Raw genomic sequence first — 17328 nt, forward strand, 5'->3', positions numbered from 1 at the left:
CGCCATGATCATCGGGGTGGGGATCGACGTCGTCGACGTCGCGCGGTTCATGCAGACCATCGAGCGCACCCCGCGGCTGCGGGAGAAGCTGTTCACCCCCGCCGAGCGGGACCTCGCGCCGTCGTCCCTCGCGGCGCGGTTCGCCGCCAAGGAGGCCATCGCCAAGGCGCTGGGCGCTCCCGGCGGGATGAGCTGGCAGGACGCGACGGTCCACCGTGTGCCCGGCGGGCCACCGCAGGTCGAGGTCAGCGGGACGGTCGCCGCCCGCGCCGATGCGCTGGGCATCTCCCGGTTCCACCTGTCCATCTCGCACGACGCCGGGATCGCCTCGGCGATGGTCGTCGCCGAGAGCTGACGCGGCCGCCCCGTCCGCCGGACGTGCTCGACGGGCGGGGCGGACCGGGGTCAGTCCTGGAGGGCCGGGATGACCTCGCGCTCGAAGAGCTCGATGCCGCTGCGGTCGTAGGCTGCCTCGGCGAAGTACGTGATCGCGTAGGTCATGCCCAGGCCGCGCAGCGCGGTGAGCGTCTCGACGATCTGCTCGGGGGTGCCGACGAGCGGCCCGTTGCGGAACGAGTCGACGGTCTCGTCGGCCTTGGCGGGCACGGTCGCGCGGTAGTGGTCGCCGATCCAGGCGAGCCGGTCGTCGACCTCCGCCTGGGTGGCGCCGATGACGACGTTGTAGTCCGCCGAGCGGGTGATCTCGCCGTAGTCGCGTCCATGGTCCTTGCAGTGTCCCTCGAGCACCGACGACTTGTGCGCGAAGCCCTCGAGGGACCCATCGAAGTTCGTGTACTGGGCGTGCTGCGCGGCGATGCGCAGCGTCTTCTTCTCCCCGCCGCCGGCGATCCACAGCGGGATGCTCGGGACGGTGCCGTCCGTGCCGCTGCCCGCGGTGCCGAGCTCGAGGTGCTGCAGCGGTTGGGGGTGGCACAGCGCACCGTCGACCTGGAAGTGTGTGCCCGCCAGCGTCGCCGAGCCCTCGCGCCACATCTGCGCCATGATCTGCACGCCCTCGTCGAGCGCGGCGAGCCGCTCCCCGGCGCGCGGGAAGCCGTACCCGTAGGCGCGCCACTCGTGCTCGTACCAGCCGGCGCCGACGCCCATCTCGGTGCGGCCACCCGAGACGAGGTCCACGGACGCGGCGACCTTGGCGAGGTAGGCCGGGTTGCGGTACGCCATGCACGTGCACATCTGCCCGAGGCGGATGCGCTCGGTCGATGCCGCGAACGCGGCCATGAGCGTCCACGCCTCGTGGGTCGCCTGGTCGGTCGGGGAGGGGACGGTATGGAAGTGGTCGTACACCCAGATCGACTCCCAGGCGTTGGCCGAGCCGGGCAGCCCGTCCCCGGCGAGCGCGGTGTCGGCGTGCCGGGCGAGGGAGCGCATGGTCTCCCACTGGTCGATGGGGTCGATGCCGACGAGGTCGAGGCGCCAGCCCTGCGGGATGAAGAGTCCGAATCGCATGGCCGCCAATCTATCCTCCGGGCGGGGACCTCCGCGCGGCGTCGGAGGCGTCTGCGCGGCAGGATGGGGCCATGATCGAAGCCTGGTCCGTGGCCGACGTCCGCGCCGCCGAGGAGCCGCTGCTCGCGGCCGGTGTCCCCCTCATGGTGCGGGCGGCGTTCGCGCTCGCGACGATCACCGCGCGCGACCTGGCGCACCGGCGCTCGGTGGTGGCGCCCGACGGCGGACGGCGGGACGGGCGGGTGACCGGCGCCCGGGTGGTGGCGCTGGTGGGCGCCGGGAACAACGGGGGCGACACGCTGTTCGCCGGGGCGTACCTGGCTCGACGCGGGGTGCACGTCGAGGCGATCTGCACGAGCGCACGGGCTCACCGCGACGGCCTCGCGGCGCTGCGTCGGGCCGGCGGGACGGTCACGGAGCTTGTCGGAGCTCCCGACGAGCACGTCGATCAGCCGGCCTCGCAGGTGCCCTTGTCCCTGCCGGAGAGTGTGGAGCGGGTGCTCGCCGCCGACGCGGTGCTCGACGGGTTGGTCGGCATCGGCGCCGCCGGGCCGCTGCGGGGGAGGGCCCGTGACCTGGTCGTCGCCGTGCTCGGCGCGCTGCCCGACCACCCGCGCCGACCGTGGGTCGTCGCCGTGGACACCCCGAGCGGCATCGGCGTCGACGACGGTGCGGTCGACGGCCCGGTCCTGCCCGCGGACCGCACCGTGACGTTCGGCGCGGCGAAGCCTGGCCTCCTGCTGCCGCCCGCCACGTACCTGGCCGGGCGGGGAGCCGTCGTCGACCTCGGGCTCGACCTCGGGTCCGGGCTCGACCGGGCAGCCGCTCCCGCGGCGGCGGTGGTCCGTCTGGAGGCCGGGGACGTCGCGCACCTCTGGGTGGTCCCCGGGACGAGCGACCACAAGTACACGCGCGGGGTGGTCGGCGTCGTCGCCGGTACGTCGACCTTCCCGGGCGCCGCCGTGCTCGCGACCACGGCCGCGATCCGCACGGGCGCGGGCATGGTGCGCTACCTGGGTCCCGACGACGTCGCGCGCCACGTCCTCGCCGCCCGCCCGGAGGCCGTGCCCGGGCCGGGCCGGGTCCAGGCCTGGGTCCTCGGCCCGGGCGTCCCGGCGTCGGGAGATCCCGGCGCCGCCGGCGCGGACGGTGAGGACCCCGGTGTCCCGGACGACGGCGGCCAGCACGACCGCTTCCGCGCCGCGCTGTCCGGCACGGACGGCGGGCGGGTGCCCGCGGTCGTCGACGCGGGGGCGCTGTCGTTGCTGCCCGAGCGCTGCGGGCCGTGGGTGGTGCTCACCCCGCACGCGGGCGAGCTCGCGACGCTCCTGCGGACGCGCGGCGAGCAGGTGGACCGCCGCGGTGTCGAGGCCGAGCCGTTGCGGTGGGCGCGGCGTGCGCACGAGCTCACGGGCGCCACGGTGCTGCTCAAGGGGTCGGCGACGGTCGTCGTCGGCCCGGGTGCGGTCCTCGCGCAGGCGGACGCGCCGGGCTGGTCGGCGACCGCCGGGTCGGGGGACATCCTGGCCGGGATCCTCGGGACGCTGCTCGCAGCGCACCACGACGGCGTCCTGACCGAGCCGGACCTGCCCGCGCGCCTCGCCGCGGCGGCCGCGCTCGTGCACGGGCGCGCGGCCGAGCGCGCGACGCCCGGCGGCCCGGTGGCGGCACTCGACGTCGCGCACGCCGTCCCCGCCGTGGTTGCCGACCTGCTCGCCGGAGCGGGCCGATGACCGTGGCAGACACGCTCGTCGACCGCAGCCGAGCGGTCGTCGCCCGCGCGCACGCCGAGGGTCGTACCGCGCTGCTCGGAGTGGTCGGGCCGCCCGGTGCGGGCAAGTCGACGTTCGCCGACCGCCTCGTGGCGTCGCTGGCGGACGTACGCACCGTCGTCGTGCCGATGGACGGGTTCCATCTCGCGGACATCGAGCTGCGCCGGCTCGGGCGCCGTGAGCGCAAGGGCGCGCCGGACACGTTCGACGCCGCGGGGTACGTCGCGCTGCTGCGCCGCCTGGCCGAGCCGCGGGAGAGGCGCGGCGACGTGTACGCGCCGGAGTTCCGTCGGGAGATCGAGGAGCCCGTCGCCGGTGCCGTGCGGGTCGGCCCCGAGACGGACCTCGTCGTCACCGAGGGCAACTACCTCCTGCTCGACGGCGCTCCGTGGGACCAGGTCCGCACCCTCCTCGACGAGGTCTGGTACCTCGACGTGCCGGACGACGTCCGACGGGCACGGCTCGAGGCCCGGCACGTGCGGCACGGCAAGTCCCCGGCAGCGGCGCGCGCCTGGACGCTGGGGCCCGACGAGGCCAACGCCCGGCTGGTGGCCGCGGGCCGGGGGCACGCTGCCGTCGTCGTCCCGGAGTGACGCCGTCGCGCCGGCGTCACGCGGTGCGGCCGTGGACCAGGGGCACCGCTACCGTGGTGCGTATGCCCCCCGTCGAGCCAGGCCGCCGCGCGCGCAGCCCGCTGCCCGTGCGCGACGGGCTCAACGCGACCCGGCTCGTGCTCCCGCACGACCCGGTGAGCACGGCGCGTTTCACGCGGACGCTCGACTACGTCCTGCACCGGTTCCCCGGTGACGCCGAGCGGCTCGCGGTGAAGGTCGCCGCGGGAGAGGTCGTCGACGGGCGTGGCCGCCCGGTCACGGCGCGCACGCCGTACGAGCCGCGCGGCTTCGTCTTCCTCTACCGGGACCCGCCGGTCGAGCCGGAGGTCCCGTTCGAGATCGCCGTCCTGCACCGCGACGAGAACCTGCTGGTGGTCGACAAGCCGCACTTCCTGGCGAGCATCCCGCGGGGCGCGTTCGTGGCCCGCAGCGCGCTCGTCCGGCTGCGACGCGACCTCGACCTGCCGGAGCTCAGCCCGGCGCACCGCCTCGACCGGGTGACCGCCGGTGTGCTCGTCCTCACGGTCCGGCCCGAGGTCCGCGGCGCCTACCAGGAGCTCTTCGCGCGGCGGGAGGTCCGCAAGGAGTACGAGGCGGTCGCGCCGTTCGACCCCGCGCTCGCGCTGCCGTGCACCGTTCGCAGCCGCATCCACAAGGAGCGGGGCGTCATGCGGGCCACGGAGGTGCCCGGGGAGCCCAACGCCGAGAGCCATGTTGAGCTGGTGGACGTCCGTGGGACGCTCGGGCGCTACCGGTTGCGCCCGCACACCGGCAAGACGCACCAGCTGCGGCTGCACATGAACCGCCTCGGCGTGCCGATCCTGCACGACAACTTCTACCCCGAGCCCTACGACGTCGCGCCCGACGACTACAGCCGCCCCCTGCAGCTCGTGTCGCGGTCCGTCGAGTTCACGGACCCGCTGAGCGGTCGGCCGCGCCTGTTCGCCACGGACCGCCGGCTCGACGCCTGGGGATAGCCCGCTCCGGGCGGTACGGGTGAGAGAATCGGTGATCGTGAACCAGAGCCTGCCGAGCAGCCAGGGCGCCGGGTACTTCCCCGCGCGGGCCGTGATCGACCTCGCCGCGATCCGCGGGAACGTGCGGACGCTCGCGGAGCACGCGCCGGGCGCGCAGGTCATGGCCGTGGTCAAGGCGGACGCCTACGGGCACGGGCTCGTGCCGAGCGCGACGGCGGCGCTCGCGGGCGGCGCGACGTGGCTCGGGGCGGCGCAGGTCGCCGAGGCCCTGGCGCTGCGTGCGGCCGGCATCGGGAGCGAGCGCGCGCGCGTGCTCACCTGGCTCTACGGACCGGGCGCGCCGCTGGCCGCGCTCCTCGAGGCAGACGTCGACGTGTCCGTCGCGGCACCCTGGGCGCTGGACGAGGTGGTGGCCGCGGCCCGCGCGACCGGGCGCACCGCTCGTGTGCACCTCAAGGTGGACACCGGCCTCGGCCGCAACGGACTGATGCCGCACGAGCTGGACGCGGTCCTCGCGTCGGCCGTCGCCCAGCAGCGGGAGGGTGTGCTGCGTGTCGTCGGTATCTGGTCGCACTTCGCGTTCGCGGACGAGCCCGAGCACCCGACCGTGCTGCACCAGGCCGAGGTCTTCGACGACGCGGTCCGCCGCGCCGAGCGGGCGGGGGCCGACCTCGAGGTGCGGCACCTGGCGAACTCGGCGGCGACGCTGACGAACCGGCGCGTGCACCACGACCTCGTGCGGCCCGGGCTCGCGGTCTACGGGTTGTCGCCGGTGCCGCAGCTCGGCACGTCGGCGGACTACGGGCTGACGCCCGCGATGACCCTCGAGGCGCAGCTCGTGACGGTCAAGCGGGTCGCGGCCGGGCACGGCGTCTCCTACGCCCACGCGTACTCGACGTCGCAGGAGACGGTTCTCGGGGTGGTCCCGCTCGGCTACTCCGACGGTGTGCCGCGGCACGCGTCCGGGCTGCTCCCGGAGCACCCCGGCGGCCCGGTCCTCGTGGGCGGGCCGGTCGAGGACGTCGCCCAAGGTGGGAGCACCGGCCGGGTGCTGCACGTCGCCGGTCGCGTCTGCATGGACCAGTTCGTCCTCGACCTCGGACCGTACGCGACCGAGCAGGCGGGCGACGTCGTCACCCTCTTCGGGCCCGGTGCGGGCCTCGCGCGGGGTGGGGCGCCGACGGCGGAGGACTGGGCGCAGGCGGCGGGCACCATCAGCTACGAGATCACCACCCGCCTCGGGTCACGGGTCCCGCGCGTCCACGTCGACGGTGACGAGACCCACCCGCCGCTCGAGGACCCGCACCCCACGAGGGAGTACCTGTCATGACCGAGACCACCCTGCGCCTGCCCGACGCCGAGAGCACCCGGGCGTTCGGCCGCACTCTCGCCGGCCTGCTCCGGGCGGGCGACCTGGTCGTCCTCACCGGCGACCTGGGGGCCGGCAAGACGACCCTCACGCAGGGGATCGGTGCCGGCCTCGGGGTGCGCGGACAGATCGCGTCGCCGACGTTCATCGTGGCGCGCGAGCACCCGTCCGTGACCGGAGGGCCGGCGCTGGTGCACGTCGACGCCTACCGGATCGGGTCGCTCGACGAGATCGACGCGCTCGACCTCGACTCCGGGCTGGACGAGTCCGTCACGGTCGTCGAGTGGGGCGCGGGGCTCGTCGAGTCGCTCGCGGGGGACCGCCTCGAGATCGAGCTCGTCCGCCCGCGCGGTGCGGGGGGCGACAGCACGAACGGTGACGACGCTCCCGAGGCGGGGGTCCGGACCGTGACGGTGCGCGGCGTCGGGCAGCGCTGGGCGGCGCTCGACGCGGCAGACCTCCAGGTCGCCGGGCGCGGGACAGTAGGCTGAGGCCGTGGTAGTTCTCGCACTCGACACCTCGGCCGCGGTGACGGTCGCGCTCGTCGGCGACGGCGGTGAGCGCCTGGCCCGTCGTGAGTCCTCCGAGCGGCGTCGGCACGCCGAGTCGCTGGCCCCGCTGCTCGACGAGGTCCTCGCGGAGACCGGCACGGACCGCCGGGACCTCGGCGCGGTGGTCGCCGGGACGGGCCCGGCCCCGTTCACGGGGCTGCGCGTCGGGCTGGTCACGGCCCGAGCGCTCGCGCTCGCGCTGGGCATCCCTGTGCTCGGCGTCTGCGGCCTCGACGCGATCGCGGCGCAGGCCGTCAGCGACCTCGGCCTGACCCCCGGCACCGAGGTGTTCGTCGCCACCGACGCGCGCCGCCGCGAGGTGTACTGGGCGCGCTACCGGGTGGTGGCCCACGAGGGGCCGCACTCGACGCCCGTCGTCGAGACGGTCGCGGGCCCGGGGGTCGGCGCCGCGAGCACGCTGGCCGACGCCGCCGCGGGAGCCGTCATCGTCGGCGAGGGCGCCGCCCTCTACCCGGACGACCTGCCGCCCGCCGACGACGCACCCCTGGTCCCCGACGCCACGGTCCTCGCGCGCCTCGCGCTCGCCCGCCGCGACGCGGGTGTGGACCAGCCCACCGAACCGCTGTACCTGCGCCGCCCCGACGTCCAGGAGCCCGCCGCCCGCAAGCGCGCGACGGAGGCCACGACGGAGGCCACCGACGGGGCCCGACCATGAGCCCGCACCGGACCCACGACGTCCGGCTGCGTCCGCTGCGGGCCGCAGACCTCGCGCGGGTCGTGCAGCTCGAGCACGAGCTCTTCGGCCGGGGAGCGTGGACCTACGGGATGCTCGCCGCCGAGCTCGGCGGCCAGGGCCGCTGGTACGTGGCCGCCGAGCCGGTGCGGCTCGACGCCGCGGGCTCGCAGCCCCTCGTCGGGTACGCCGGGCTCTGGTACGACGGGGACGTCGTGCAGATCATGACCATCGGCGTCGACCCGGCCCTGCAGCACCTCGGGATCGGCTCCACGCTGCTCACCGCCCTCATCGACCGGGCCCGCGTGCTGCGTGCCGAGGCGGTCCTGCTCGAGGTGCGCGTCGACAACGACGCGGCGCTCGGGATGTACGCGAAGTTCGGCTTCGAGCAGCTCGGCATCCGCAAGCGGTACTACCAGCCCGAGGACGTCGACGCCTACACGATGCGCCTCGAGCTCTCCCACGAGGACGCCGTCGTCCCGGGGCCGCGCGAGCCCGGGGACGACGCCGCGTGAGCGCTCGCTCCGACGTGCTCGTCACGGTCGGAGGGCTGGCGCCCGGCTGCGTCCTGCTCGACGTGCGCTGGGTGCTCGGGCGGACCGACGGTCACGCGCAGTACCTGGCCGGTCACCTTCCCGGGGCCGTCTACGTCGACCTGGAGAGCGAGCTCGCCGCCCCGGCGTCCCCGGCGTCCGGGCGCCACCCGCTCCCGGACGTGGATGCGCTGCAGGCCGCCGCGCGCCGGTGGGGCGTGCGCGCGGACAGCGACGTCGTCGTCTACGACGCGGTCGGGGGGACGTCTGCGGCGCGCGCCTGGTGGCTGCTGCGCTGGGCCGGGCACGGGCAGGTGCGGATCCTCGACGGGGGGCTCGAGGCCTGGCTGCGTGCGGGCCGGGACCTCGAGACCGGTGACGTCGTCCCCGAGCCCGGCGACGTCGTCGTGCGCCCGGGCGCGATGCCCGTGCTCGGGCCCGACGACGCGGCGCACCTGGCGTCGTCGGGCACCGGGGTCCTGCTCGACGCCCGTGCGGCCGAGCGCTACCGGGGCGAGATCGAACCCGTCGACCCGCGGGCCGGCCACGTGCCCGGCGCCGTGAGCGCGCCCACGGCCGACAACCTCACGACCGACGGGACGTTCCTCGACGAGAGCGCGCTGGCGGCACGGTTCCGGGGCCTCGGTGCCGTGCCCGGTGCCAGGGTCGGCGTCTACTGCGGCTCCGGGGTCACGGCCGCGCACGAGGTGGCCGCGCTCGCCGCCGTGGGCGTCGATGCCGCGCTGTGGGCGGGATCCTGGTCGCAGTGGTCGAACGACCCGGCCCGACCGGTAGAGGTCGGACCGGGACGTCGCTGACGGGGGCGGCCTGATCGGGTGGCCTGCTCCCTCGATCAGGTGCGTCGGTCAGAGGGTGGCGGACACCTGGTCGAAGGCCAGCCGCGTCTGGCGCGGGTGCGAGGCGTTCTCACCGGCCGGGGTGCCGACGTTGATGACGACGAGGGACGTCCACCCGGTGCCGGCCAGCAGGTCGGCGTCGAGCGCGGCAGCGTCGAACCCCGTCATGGGCCCCACGTGCAGGCCCGCGGCACGCAGCCCCACGACGAGGTACCCCACCTGGATGAGGGCAGAGGTCCGTGCCATGGGTGCCCGGCCCTCCTCGCCGGCCACGGCGAGGTTCTCCTGCACGCCCGACATGTGCGGGGCGAGGACGGGCAGGTGCTCGTGGAAGTTCAGGTCGGCGGCCGCGACGATCGACAGCGGCGCGGCGAGCGTCTTGGCCCGGTTACCCTCGCTCATGTGGCCGACGAGGCGCTCGCGGGCCTCGGGCGTACGCACGAGCAGCAGGCGCAGCGGCACGGTGTTCATCGCGGTCGGGCCCCAGCGCACGAGGTCGTAGGCGGCCTGGACCTGGGCGTCGGTGACGTCCGTGTCGGAGAACGCGTTGACGGTCCGCGCCTCGCGGAAGAGCAGGTCGGCCGTGGAGCCGTCGATCTCGAGGAGCTCGTCGGTCGGCCTGCTCGGCGAGTGGGCGGTCATGGTCGGTGTCTCGATAGCCATAGACACATCAACCATTTAATCCGCAACATGTTCCGCGACAGTGTGTGACGTGTGACACCGGGTCGTCCGGTCCGTGCGCTGTCGGCCCGTCCTGCGCGTCCGACTACCCTGGGGCCATGGTTTCCGGACGTGCTGACACCGCCGACGCCCCCCTCGTGCTCGGGATCGAGACGTCGTGCGACGAGACCGGGGTCGCCCTGGTCCGTGGTCGAGAGCTCCTCGTCGACACGGTCGCGAGCTCGATGGACGAGCATGCCCGGTTCGGCGGCATCATCCCCGAGGTCGCCTCGCGCGCCCACCTCGAGGCGATGGTCCCCACCATCACCGCCTCCCTGGGGACGGCGGACGTCGACCTGTCGGAGATCGACGCGATCGCCGTCACCGCCGGGCCCGGCCTCGTCGGCCCGCTGACGATCGGCGCGGCCGCCGCCAAGGCCCTGGCGCTCGGGCTCGGCAAACCCTTGTACGGGGTCAACCACGTCATCGGTCACGCCGCCGTCGACGAGCTGGTGCACGGTGAGTTCCCCGAGCGCGTCATGGCGCTGGTCGTCTCGGGCGGGCACAGCTCGCTCCTGCTCGTCGAGGACGTCGCCACCCGCGTCGTCGAGCTCGGCTCGACGCTCGACGACGCCGCGGGCGAGGCGTTCGACAAGGTCGGTCGGCTGCTCGGCCTGCCCTACCCGGGCGGCCCCCACGTCGACCGGCTGGCACGCCAGGGCGACCCCACCGCGATCCGCTTCCCCCGAGGCCTGACCGCCCGCAAGGACCAGGCGAAGCACGCGGCGGACTTCTCCTTCTCCGGCCTCAAGACCGCGGTCGCGCGCTGGGTCGAGGCCCGGGTCGACAGCGGCCTCGAGGTGCCGACCGCCGACGTCGCGGCCTCCTTCGCGGAGGCCGTCGCCGACGTCCTCACCGCCAAGACGATCGCGGCGTGCGAGCGGCACGAGGTCGACACCCTCGTCATCGGCGGCGGGTTCTCCGCCAACTCCCAGCTCCGCGAGATGGCGGCCTCCCGGTGCGCCGCGGCCGGCATCACGCTGCGCATCCCCCCGATCCGCTACTGCACCGACAACGGCGCGATGATCGCCGCCCTCGGGTCCGCCGTCGTGCGCGCCGGGGTCGCGCCGTCGTCCCTCGACCTGGGGGTCGACTCCTCGATGCCGCTGACCACCGTGAGCGTCTGATCCTTCTCCTCGTCGCCTCCTCGACGAGTGGGTCGAGCCGCTCACGGCCCAGGCGACCGCCGACGTCTGACGGAGGAGGCCACGGACCGAACGATCCGTGCGCGTGCCACGCAATCGCGTGGTGCCTACAGGTAGTGGGGCGAGAGGTGGCGGGCGTGGGCGGTCAGCCCGCGGGGATCTAGAGCGGACGACCCGCCCGCATCTCGGCGACGAGCGAGGCCACCACGGCGTCGAGCTCACCGCCGTTGCGGCGGGCGACCGCCCGCTGCCGCTGGTAGGAGGCACCGCGGCGCAGGATGAGCCGGACGTCGTTCAGCTCGGCGCTGCAGCCGAGGCGCTCCGCGACGGGTTCGAGCTCCACGAGCAGGGTGCCCACGGAGTCCGTGACGAGCTCCTCGTTGCCCGCCCGGTCGAGGATGACGATGGCGTCCATCCCGTAGCGGGCCGATCGCCACTTGTTCTCCTGGACGAACCACGGCGGCAGGGTGGGCAGCTCGCGACCCTCGTCGAGCATCGTCGAGAAGTGCTCGACGAGGCAGTGCGTGAGCGCGGCCAGTGCCAGGAGCTCGGTGATGTTCGTCGTCCCGTCGCAGATGCGGGCCTCGAGCGTGCCGAACCGAGGCGCGGGGCGCAGGTCCCAGCGCACCTCGTCGAACTGGTCGATCACCCCGGTGTGCATCAGGTCGGCGACGTACCCCTCGAGCTGCGACCATTCCTCGAACTGGAAGCCGAGCCCCGCGGTGGGCAGCTGCTGGAACATCAGCGCACGGTTCGACGCGTAGCCGGTGTCCTTGCCGCCCCAGAACGGCGAGGACGCGGACAGCGACTGCAGGTGGGGGAAGTAGGAGAGCATCGCTCGCTGGATCGGCAGGACCTTGTCGCGGTCCTCGATGCCGACGTGCACGTGCACCCCGTAGATCAGCATCTGGCGCCCCCACCACTGGGTGCGGTCGATGAGGGTGTTGTAGCGCTGCTTGTCGGTGACCTTCTGCTGCGCCCAGCGCGCGAACGGGTGCGTGCCCGCGCTCATGAGCTCGACCCGCAGCGGGTCGGTGACGGCACGGATCTCCTCGATGGACCGTTCGAGGTCACGACCCGCCTCCCCGACGGTGCGGCACACGCCGCTGACGACCTCGACCGTGTTGAGCAGCAGCTCCTGCTTGATCGCGGGGTGCTCGCCCTCGGGGGGCCGGACCGCGTCGAGCACCGTCTGCGCGACCTGCCGCAGGTCGCCGGAGTCCTTGTCGACGAGCGCGAGCTCCCACTCGAGGCCGACGGACGAGCGCGCGGACCGGGCGAAGGGGATGTGCATCGATCAGCTCTTCTGGGAGGGGACGTGCGGTGCGCTGGGCGGGGCGTCGGACCCGAGCGGTTCCACCACGAGGACCTGCTGCGACCCGCCGACCCTGGTCAGCACGAGCGTGGTCTCGGCGTCGCCCTTGAGGTCGAGCTGCTTGCGCAGCTGCTCGGGCACGACGGCGGTGCCGCGCTTCTTGATCGTGGCCCGCCCGACGCCGCGCTCGCGCAGGTACGCCCGCAGGCGCTTGAGCCCGAACGGCATCGTGTCGACCACGCGGTAGCCGGTGGCGAGACCTGCGGCCGAGCCGGGTGCGGGGGAGTCGGTCGTCACGTACGCGATGGTGCGGTCGACGAGGCGCCCGCCGAGCTCACCGGCGGCGTGGGCCACCAGCCCGGCGCGGATGATCGCGCCGTCCGGCTCGTACAGGTACTGCCCGACGGCGCCCACGTCCGGGACGAGCTCGGTGTCCGCCTGGTCGTGGCGCAGCTCGCGCGACGTGGTGTGCTGCCGACCGTCGGCGTCCCGCTCGGTGCTCAGCACGAGGGCGGTGCGACCCGGTCCGTCGGGGGCGAGCGGGCCGAACCACAGGGCGGCCTCGACGACGTCGCCGTCGACCGAGACCCACTGCGTCTCGGCGTCGGCCGGCAGCCCGTTGTGCGAGATGCCGGGGCCCACCTTGATGCCGACGGCGGGCACCTGCTCGCGCAGCGCCCAGACGGCGTCGAGGGGCGGGGCGTAGGCCTTCGGGTCGAACACCCGCGCGCCCGAGCGTGTCCGGCGCGCCGGGTCGGCATAGATGCCGTCGATTCCCGCCAGGTCCAGCGCGAGCCCGTCGCCGTGGCGCACCTCCGCCTCGGGGAAGTGCCGGAGGTTGACGGTCGCGATCGACGCGGTGACCTCGTCGACGTCGGTGGCCACGACCCGCAGCCCGACACCTGCGAACGCCATGGCGTCCGCGCCGATGCCGCAGGTCAGGTCGGCGACGGTCGCGACGTCCGCCGCGAGATACCGCTGCGCGTGCCGGACGGCGACGACGAGCCGGGTCGCCTGCTCGAGCCCGGCCTGGGTGAAGAGCATGCCGTCCGCGAACGAGTCGAACTTCGCCCTGCCCGCGGCGCGCAGCCGGGACTGGGTGAGCGCCGCGGCGGCGAGCTCCGGGTCGACGCCCTTGGCGCGCAGCCCTGCCGACAGGGTCATCGCCTGGCGCTCGTCGTACGGCGGGAGCGCGCCGAGGAGCGCCCAGCCCGTCGGGCTGAGCAGCTTGGTCAGTGCGGCGGCGTCCATCCCCCGATCCTTCCACGCTTCCCGCGCGGTGGCGGTCCGTGCTCCGAGGCCGACATGCTGGCACTCGCCTTGACCGAGTGCTAATCGCAGATCTAGATTGGGTCCAGGTCGTCGCCGCCGAGAGGCGGCGTCGGCACGAGGGTCCTCATGCTCGCCGGCACCCGCGACGACGGCAGCGTGCAGTACCCGAACCCCGTACATCCACAGCAGTTCTCATAGCGAAAGGGGAGGTCCGACGTGTCGGTCCCCATCAAGCCGCTCGAGGACCGGATCGTCGTCAAGGCCCTCGAGGCCGAGACCACGACTGCATCCGGCCTGGTCATCCCGGACACCGCCAAGGAGAAGCCCCAGGAGGGCGAGGTCCTGGCGGTCGGTCCCGGTCGCATCGACGACAACGGCAACCGCGTCCCGCTCGACGTCGCCGTCGGCGACAAGGTCATCTACAGCAAGTACGGCGGCACCGAGGTCAAGTACGCCGGGGAGGACTACCTCGTCCTCTCCGCGCGCGACGTCCTCGCCGTGGTCGTGAGCTGACGACCTGCTCATGACGAAGCCCCCGTGACCTGTTGGTCACGGGGGCTTCGTGCGTCCTGCGCCGAGTGGATCACCGGGTGGTGCGGTCTGTCGACAGGTCCGGCCTGTCGCCTGGCGGAGTCTCTGGATCCGGGAGGATCGGCTCGGCGCGGCTGCGAGGATCGGCTCGGCGCGGCTGCGCGTCAGCCGGTCTGGGACTCCCGACCCACGAGGATCGCGGAGCGCTCGTCCTCGCTGAGACCGCCCCACACGCCGTAGGGCTCCCGCACGCGGAGGGACTGCTCGCGGCACTGCATCATCACGGGGCACGAGCCGCAGATGGCCTTGGCGGCCTCTGCCCGCCGTCGTCGGGTCGAGCCGCGCTCGCCCTCGGGGTGGAAGAACAGGGTGTCGTCCGCATCGCGGCACGAACCCTGGTACTGCCATTCCCACAGCTCCATGACCGGTCCAGGAAGTCTTGAGATCTCTGCCATGGCGAACAACCTATAAGCGTTGCAAGACTTGTTCAAGTCCCTCGTGTCACAAGCGGGTGACGAAACCGCGTCAGGCGGACCCGGTCAGCACTAGTGGTGGCGCGAAATCTCCCCACGGATCGGACGATGTGCGCAGGATCGTTACCCCTCCGCAGTGGCACACACCGGAACCGGTCGGCAGAATCGACTCATGACCACCATCCGGTCCGCCCCCGAACCCGGCGGGCCCCGACCGAACGTGCCTACCAACCCTGGGCTCGCCGTGGCTGTCGTCGCACGACGCCTCGGCGTCGCACCGGCGACCCTGCGTACTTGGGACCGCCGGTACGGTCTCGGACCCTCCGAGCACACCGCTGGATCGCACCGCCGGTACACGGGCGAGGACGTCGCGCGCCTGCTCGTCATGCGACGACTGACGCTCGAGGGCGTCGCCCCCGCGGACGCCGCCCGCGCCGCGCTGGACGTGGGCGCCGACGAGCTCGCCGACCAGGCCCGCCAGGCCCGCGAGGCCATCGCGCCGCGGCAGCGTGCGGACCAGAGCTCCGGCGCCGAGCCCGGTGGTTCGCCGGCGCCCTCCGACGACAGGTCGGACCCCGCTCCCACGGAACGCGCCGGCGTGCCCGGGCCCGACCGCAAGGACACGGCACGGCCCGGCGGGCAGGCGAGCGGCGCCGTCGTGCGACCCATCCTGCGTGCGGTCCCCGGGACCGCGCCGGAGACGGCCCCCCGCTCCGCGCGCCGGGTCGTCGTGTCCGACGTCGTCGATGCCGCGATCGCCTACGACCAGCGCTCGTGCGACCAGCTCCTGCGGATCGCGGAGGACGGTGACCCGGGGGAGTGGTGGTCGTCCCTGGTCGAGCCGGCGCTCGAGCGGCTCGCCGAGCGCACGGTCCTCGCGGGCCCCGGTGAGGTCCCGGAGGTGGTCCTGGCGAACGCCACGCTGCGCGCGCTGCGGGAGTACACGCAGGCGTCCGAGGATGCGATGGTCGCGCGGGGCGGGCCGCCCCGCAACCACCCCAGCCGCATGCGCAAGATCGTCCTCGTCTTCGCGGCGCCCGACGAGCCCCTGCCGCTGGCGGCGCACGCGCTCGCCGCGGCGCTCGGTTCCCACGGCGCGATGGTGCGGATCGTGACCGGACCGGCCAACACGCACCGCACCCTCGAGCTCGTCGCGATGGTCCGACCGGCGGCGGTCGCCATGGTCACCACGCAGGCGCGCCCGGAGCTCGACCTCGTCCACGCGACGCACGAGTCGAATCCCGACCTGCCGATCTTCGTGGGCCTCCCACGGGACGACGTCGTCTCCCAGCTGCCGCTCGCGGCGAACGTCCACCGTGTGCGGACGTTCACCGGCCTGCTCCACGAGGTGCTGGCGACCGTCCGCTGACCGGGCGGGCTGCTGCACGGCCCGGAATATCCCGGGCCGCCCGAGCGTAGAATCATGGTGTGACCGACTCCTTCGCCCCTGCCACGCCCACGACGGAGAACGACCCGTTCGCGTTCACCGGACTGACCTACGACGACGTCCTGCTGCTGCCGGGCGAGACGGACGTCATCCCTAGCGAGGTCGACACCACGGCGCGCCTCACGCGCGGGATCGACGTCGCCGTCCCGCTGGCCTCGGCCGCGATGGACACGGTGACGGAGTCGCGGATGGCGATCGCCATGGCGCGTCAGGGCGGGATCGGGATCCTGCACCGCAACCTGTCGATCGCCGACCAGGCGCACCAGGTCGACATCGTCAAGCGGTCCGAGTCCGGCATGGTGAGCGACCCGGTCACCGTCTCGCCCGACGCGACGCTCACCGAGCTCGACGCGCTGTGCGGTCAGTACCGCGTCTCGGGTCTCCCGGTCGTCGACGCCGCGGGGGTGCTGCTCGGCATCATCACGAACCGCGACCTGCGCTTCGTCTCGCCGCGGGAGTTCGACGTCCGCCGCGTCCGCGAGATCATGACGCCCATGCCGCTGGTCACGGCCCCGGTCGGGATCTCCCGCGAGGAGGCCGCGGCGCTGCTGGGCAAGCACAAGATCGAGAAGCTGCCGCTGGTGGACGCCGAGGGCCGCCTCGGGGGCCTCATCACCGTCAAGGACTTCGTCAAGACCGAGCAGTACCCGAATGCCACCAAGGACGCCGACGGCCGCCTGCGGGTGGGTGCCGCGATCGGGTTCTTCGGGGACGCGTGGGAGCGCGCGACGGCGCTCGCCGAGGCGGGCGTGGACGTGCTCGTCGCGGACACCGCCAACGGCCACGCCCGCCTGCTGCTGGAGATGATCCGCAAGCTCAAGGCCGACCCGTTCTTCGCGGGCGTGCAGATCGTCGGCGGCAACGTCGCCACGCGCGCCGGTGCGCAGGCGCTCGTGGACGCGGGAGCGGACGCGGTGAAGGTCGGGGTCGGCCCGGGCTCGATCTGCACGACGCGCGTCGTCGCGGGCGTCGGTGTCCCGCAGGTCACGGCCATCTACGAGGCCGCGAAGGCCTGCAAGCCGGCGGGCGTGCCCGTGATCGGCGACGGTGGCCTGCAGTACTCCGGCGACATCGCCAAGGCACTGGTGGCGGGCGCCGACACGGTCATGCTGGGCTCGCTGCTCGCTGGCTGCGACGAGTCTCCCGGTGAGCTGGTGTTCGTCAACGGCAAGCAGTTCAAGCACTACCGCGGGATGGGCTCGCTCGGCGCGATGGCGTCGCGCGGCAAGCGCTCCTACTCCAAGGACCGCTACTTCCAGGCGGACGTCGCGAGCGACGACAAGATCGTTCCCGAGGGCATCGAGGGCCAGGTGCCCTACCGCGGCCCGCTCGGTGCGGTCGCCCACCAGCTCGTCGGTGGCCTCGCGCAGTCGATGTTCTACGTCGGGGCGCACACTCTCCCGCAGCTGCAGGAGCGTGGCAAGTTCGTGCGCATCACGCCGGCCGGGCTCAAGGAGTCCCACCCGCACGACATCCAGATGACCGTCGAGGCGCCGAACTACACGGGCCGCTGACAGCCCCACCCCTCGCCGAGGTAGAACGCCAGAGGCCGAGGTAGAACGCCAGTCCGTGACTGGCGTTCTACCTCGGC

The 17328-nt window shown here is 73.9% G+C and carries 18 protein-coding genes; 13 read left to right on the forward strand and 5 right to left on the reverse strand.

The features are described 5' to 3' along the window. The first annotated feature begins 4 nt into the window (after positions 1 to 4). The gene (locus OHL10_RS02990) at positions 5 to 355 is read left to right on the forward strand and encodes a holo-ACP synthase (protein ID WP_265520662.1); all 351 of its coding nucleotides are present in this window, start codon (positions 5 to 7) and stop codon (positions 353 to 355) included. Between the two features lie 50 nt (positions 356 to 405). On the opposite strand, the gene OHL10_RS02995 is transcribed toward OHL10_RS02990, so the two are convergent. Beyond that, entirely contained in the window at positions 406 to 1467 is a 1062-nt protein-coding gene (locus OHL10_RS02995; RefSeq protein ID WP_265520663.1) for a TIGR03560 family F420-dependent LLM class oxidoreductase, read from the reverse strand. Positions 1468 to 1538: 71 nt separating this feature from the next. Between OHL10_RS02995 and OHL10_RS03000 the strand changes: the two genes are divergently transcribed. The 8 genes from OHL10_RS03000 to OHL10_RS03035 all read left to right on the forward strand — a co-directional run bounded on the left by OHL10_RS03000 (position 1539) and on the right by OHL10_RS03035 (position 8795). Further along, positions 1539 to 3200, forward strand: coding sequence for a bifunctional ADP-dependent NAD(P)H-hydrate dehydratase/NAD(P)H-hydrate epimerase (locus OHL10_RS03000; RefSeq protein ID WP_265520664.1), 1662 nt, complete (start codon positions 1539 to 1541; stop codon positions 3198 to 3200). After that, positions 3197 to 3832 carry a nucleoside/nucleotide kinase family protein gene (locus OHL10_RS03005; protein WP_265520665.1) on the forward strand — a complete coding sequence of 212 codons (636 nt, stop codon included), beginning with the start codon at positions 3197 to 3199 and terminating at the stop codon, positions 3830 to 3832. The genes OHL10_RS03000 and OHL10_RS03005 overlap by 4 nt, the downstream gene beginning before the upstream one ends. A gap of 62 nt (positions 3833 to 3894) precedes the next feature. After that, on the forward strand, positions 3895 to 4830 hold the full coding sequence (locus OHL10_RS03010; protein ID WP_265520666.1) for a pseudouridine synthase: 936 nt from the start codon (positions 3895 to 3897) through the stop codon (positions 4828 to 4830). 37 nt (positions 4831 to 4867) lie between these two features. Beyond that, entirely contained in the window at positions 4868 to 6160 is a 1293-nt protein-coding gene (gene alr / locus OHL10_RS03015) for an alanine racemase (protein WP_265520667.1), read from the forward strand. Further along, on the forward strand, positions 6157 to 6690 hold the full coding sequence (gene tsaE, locus OHL10_RS03020; protein WP_265520668.1) for a tRNA (adenosine(37)-N6)-threonylcarbamoyltransferase complex ATPase subunit type 1 TsaE: 534 nt from the start codon (positions 6157 to 6159) through the stop codon (positions 6688 to 6690). The genes alr and tsaE overlap by 4 nt, the downstream gene beginning before the upstream one ends. A gap of 4 nt (positions 6691 to 6694) precedes the next feature. After that, entirely contained in the window at positions 6695 to 7426 is a 732-nt protein-coding gene (gene tsaB / locus OHL10_RS03025; protein ID WP_265520669.1) for a tRNA (adenosine(37)-N6)-threonylcarbamoyltransferase complex dimerization subunit type 1 TsaB, read from the forward strand. Then, positions 7423 to 7959, forward strand: a complete 537-nt coding sequence (rimI, locus tag OHL10_RS03030; RefSeq protein ID WP_265520670.1) for a ribosomal protein S18-alanine N-acetyltransferase — start codon at positions 7423 to 7425, stop codon at positions 7957 to 7959. The genes tsaB and rimI overlap by 4 nt, the downstream gene beginning before the upstream one ends. Then, on the forward strand, positions 7956 to 8795 hold the full coding sequence (locus OHL10_RS03035) for a sulfurtransferase (RefSeq protein ID WP_265520671.1): 840 nt from the start codon (positions 7956 to 7958) through the stop codon (positions 8793 to 8795). The genes rimI and OHL10_RS03035 overlap by 4 nt, the downstream gene beginning before the upstream one ends. 48 nt (positions 8796 to 8843) lie before the next feature. On the opposite strand, the gene OHL10_RS03040 is transcribed toward OHL10_RS03035, so the two are convergent. After that, a complete protein-coding gene (locus OHL10_RS03040; protein ID WP_265520672.1) occupies positions 8844 to 9497 on the reverse strand; it encodes a malonic semialdehyde reductase in 654 nt (217 codons plus the stop codon). A 116-nt stretch (positions 9498 to 9613) separates the two neighbouring features. Here OHL10_RS03040 and tsaD point away from each other — a divergent pair, with 116 nt between their 5' ends. Next, positions 9614 to 10681 (forward strand): tRNA (adenosine(37)-N6)-threonylcarbamoyltransferase complex transferase subunit TsaD, encoded by a 1068-nt coding sequence (gene tsaD, locus OHL10_RS03045; protein ID WP_265520673.1) that lies wholly within the window; start codon positions 9614 to 9616, stop codon positions 10679 to 10681. Between the two features lie 178 nt (positions 10682 to 10859). Here the strand turns inward: tsaD and OHL10_RS03050 are convergent, their stop codons facing one another. Together OHL10_RS03050 and OHL10_RS03055 are read right to left on the reverse strand one after the other, a co-directional pair. Beyond that, entirely contained in the window at positions 10860 to 11993 is a 1134-nt protein-coding gene (locus tag OHL10_RS03050; protein WP_265520674.1) for a glutamate--cysteine ligase, read from the reverse strand. A 3-nt stretch (positions 11994 to 11996) separates the two neighbouring features. Then, positions 11997 to 13265, reverse strand: coding sequence for a class I SAM-dependent methyltransferase (locus tag OHL10_RS03055; RefSeq protein WP_265520675.1), 1269 nt, complete (start codon positions 13263 to 13265; stop codon positions 11997 to 11999). A gap of 237 nt (positions 13266 to 13502) precedes the next feature. Between OHL10_RS03055 and groES the strand changes: the two genes are divergently transcribed. Then, on the forward strand, positions 13503 to 13799 hold the full coding sequence (groES, locus tag OHL10_RS03060; protein WP_265520676.1) for a co-chaperone GroES: 297 nt from the start codon (positions 13503 to 13505) through the stop codon (positions 13797 to 13799). Between the two features lie 182 nt (positions 13800 to 13981). On the opposite strand, the gene OHL10_RS03065 is transcribed toward groES, so the two are convergent. Continuing rightward, the gene (locus OHL10_RS03065; RefSeq protein WP_265520677.1) at positions 13982 to 14272 is read right to left on the reverse strand and encodes a WhiB family transcriptional regulator; all 291 of its coding nucleotides are present in this window, start codon (positions 14270 to 14272) and stop codon (positions 13982 to 13984) included. A gap of 190 nt (positions 14273 to 14462) precedes the next feature. Between OHL10_RS03065 and OHL10_RS03070 the strand changes: the two genes are divergently transcribed. Beyond that, positions 14463 to 15659: a MerR family transcriptional regulator gene (locus OHL10_RS03070; protein ID WP_265520678.1), complete on the forward strand. Its 1197-nt coding sequence runs from the start codon at positions 14463 to 14465 to the stop codon at positions 15657 to 15659. Positions 15660 to 15718: 59 nt separating this feature from the next. Then, a complete protein-coding gene (gene guaB, locus OHL10_RS03075; protein ID WP_265520679.1) occupies positions 15719 to 17251 on the forward strand; it encodes an IMP dehydrogenase in 1533 nt (510 codons plus the stop codon). Positions 17252 to 17328: the final 77 nt, after the last annotated feature.

The organism is Oerskovia flava, assembly GCF_026163685.1.
Taxonomy (GTDB): domain Bacteria; phylum Actinomycetota; class Actinomycetes; order Actinomycetales; family Cellulomonadaceae; genus Oerskovia_A; species Oerskovia_A flava.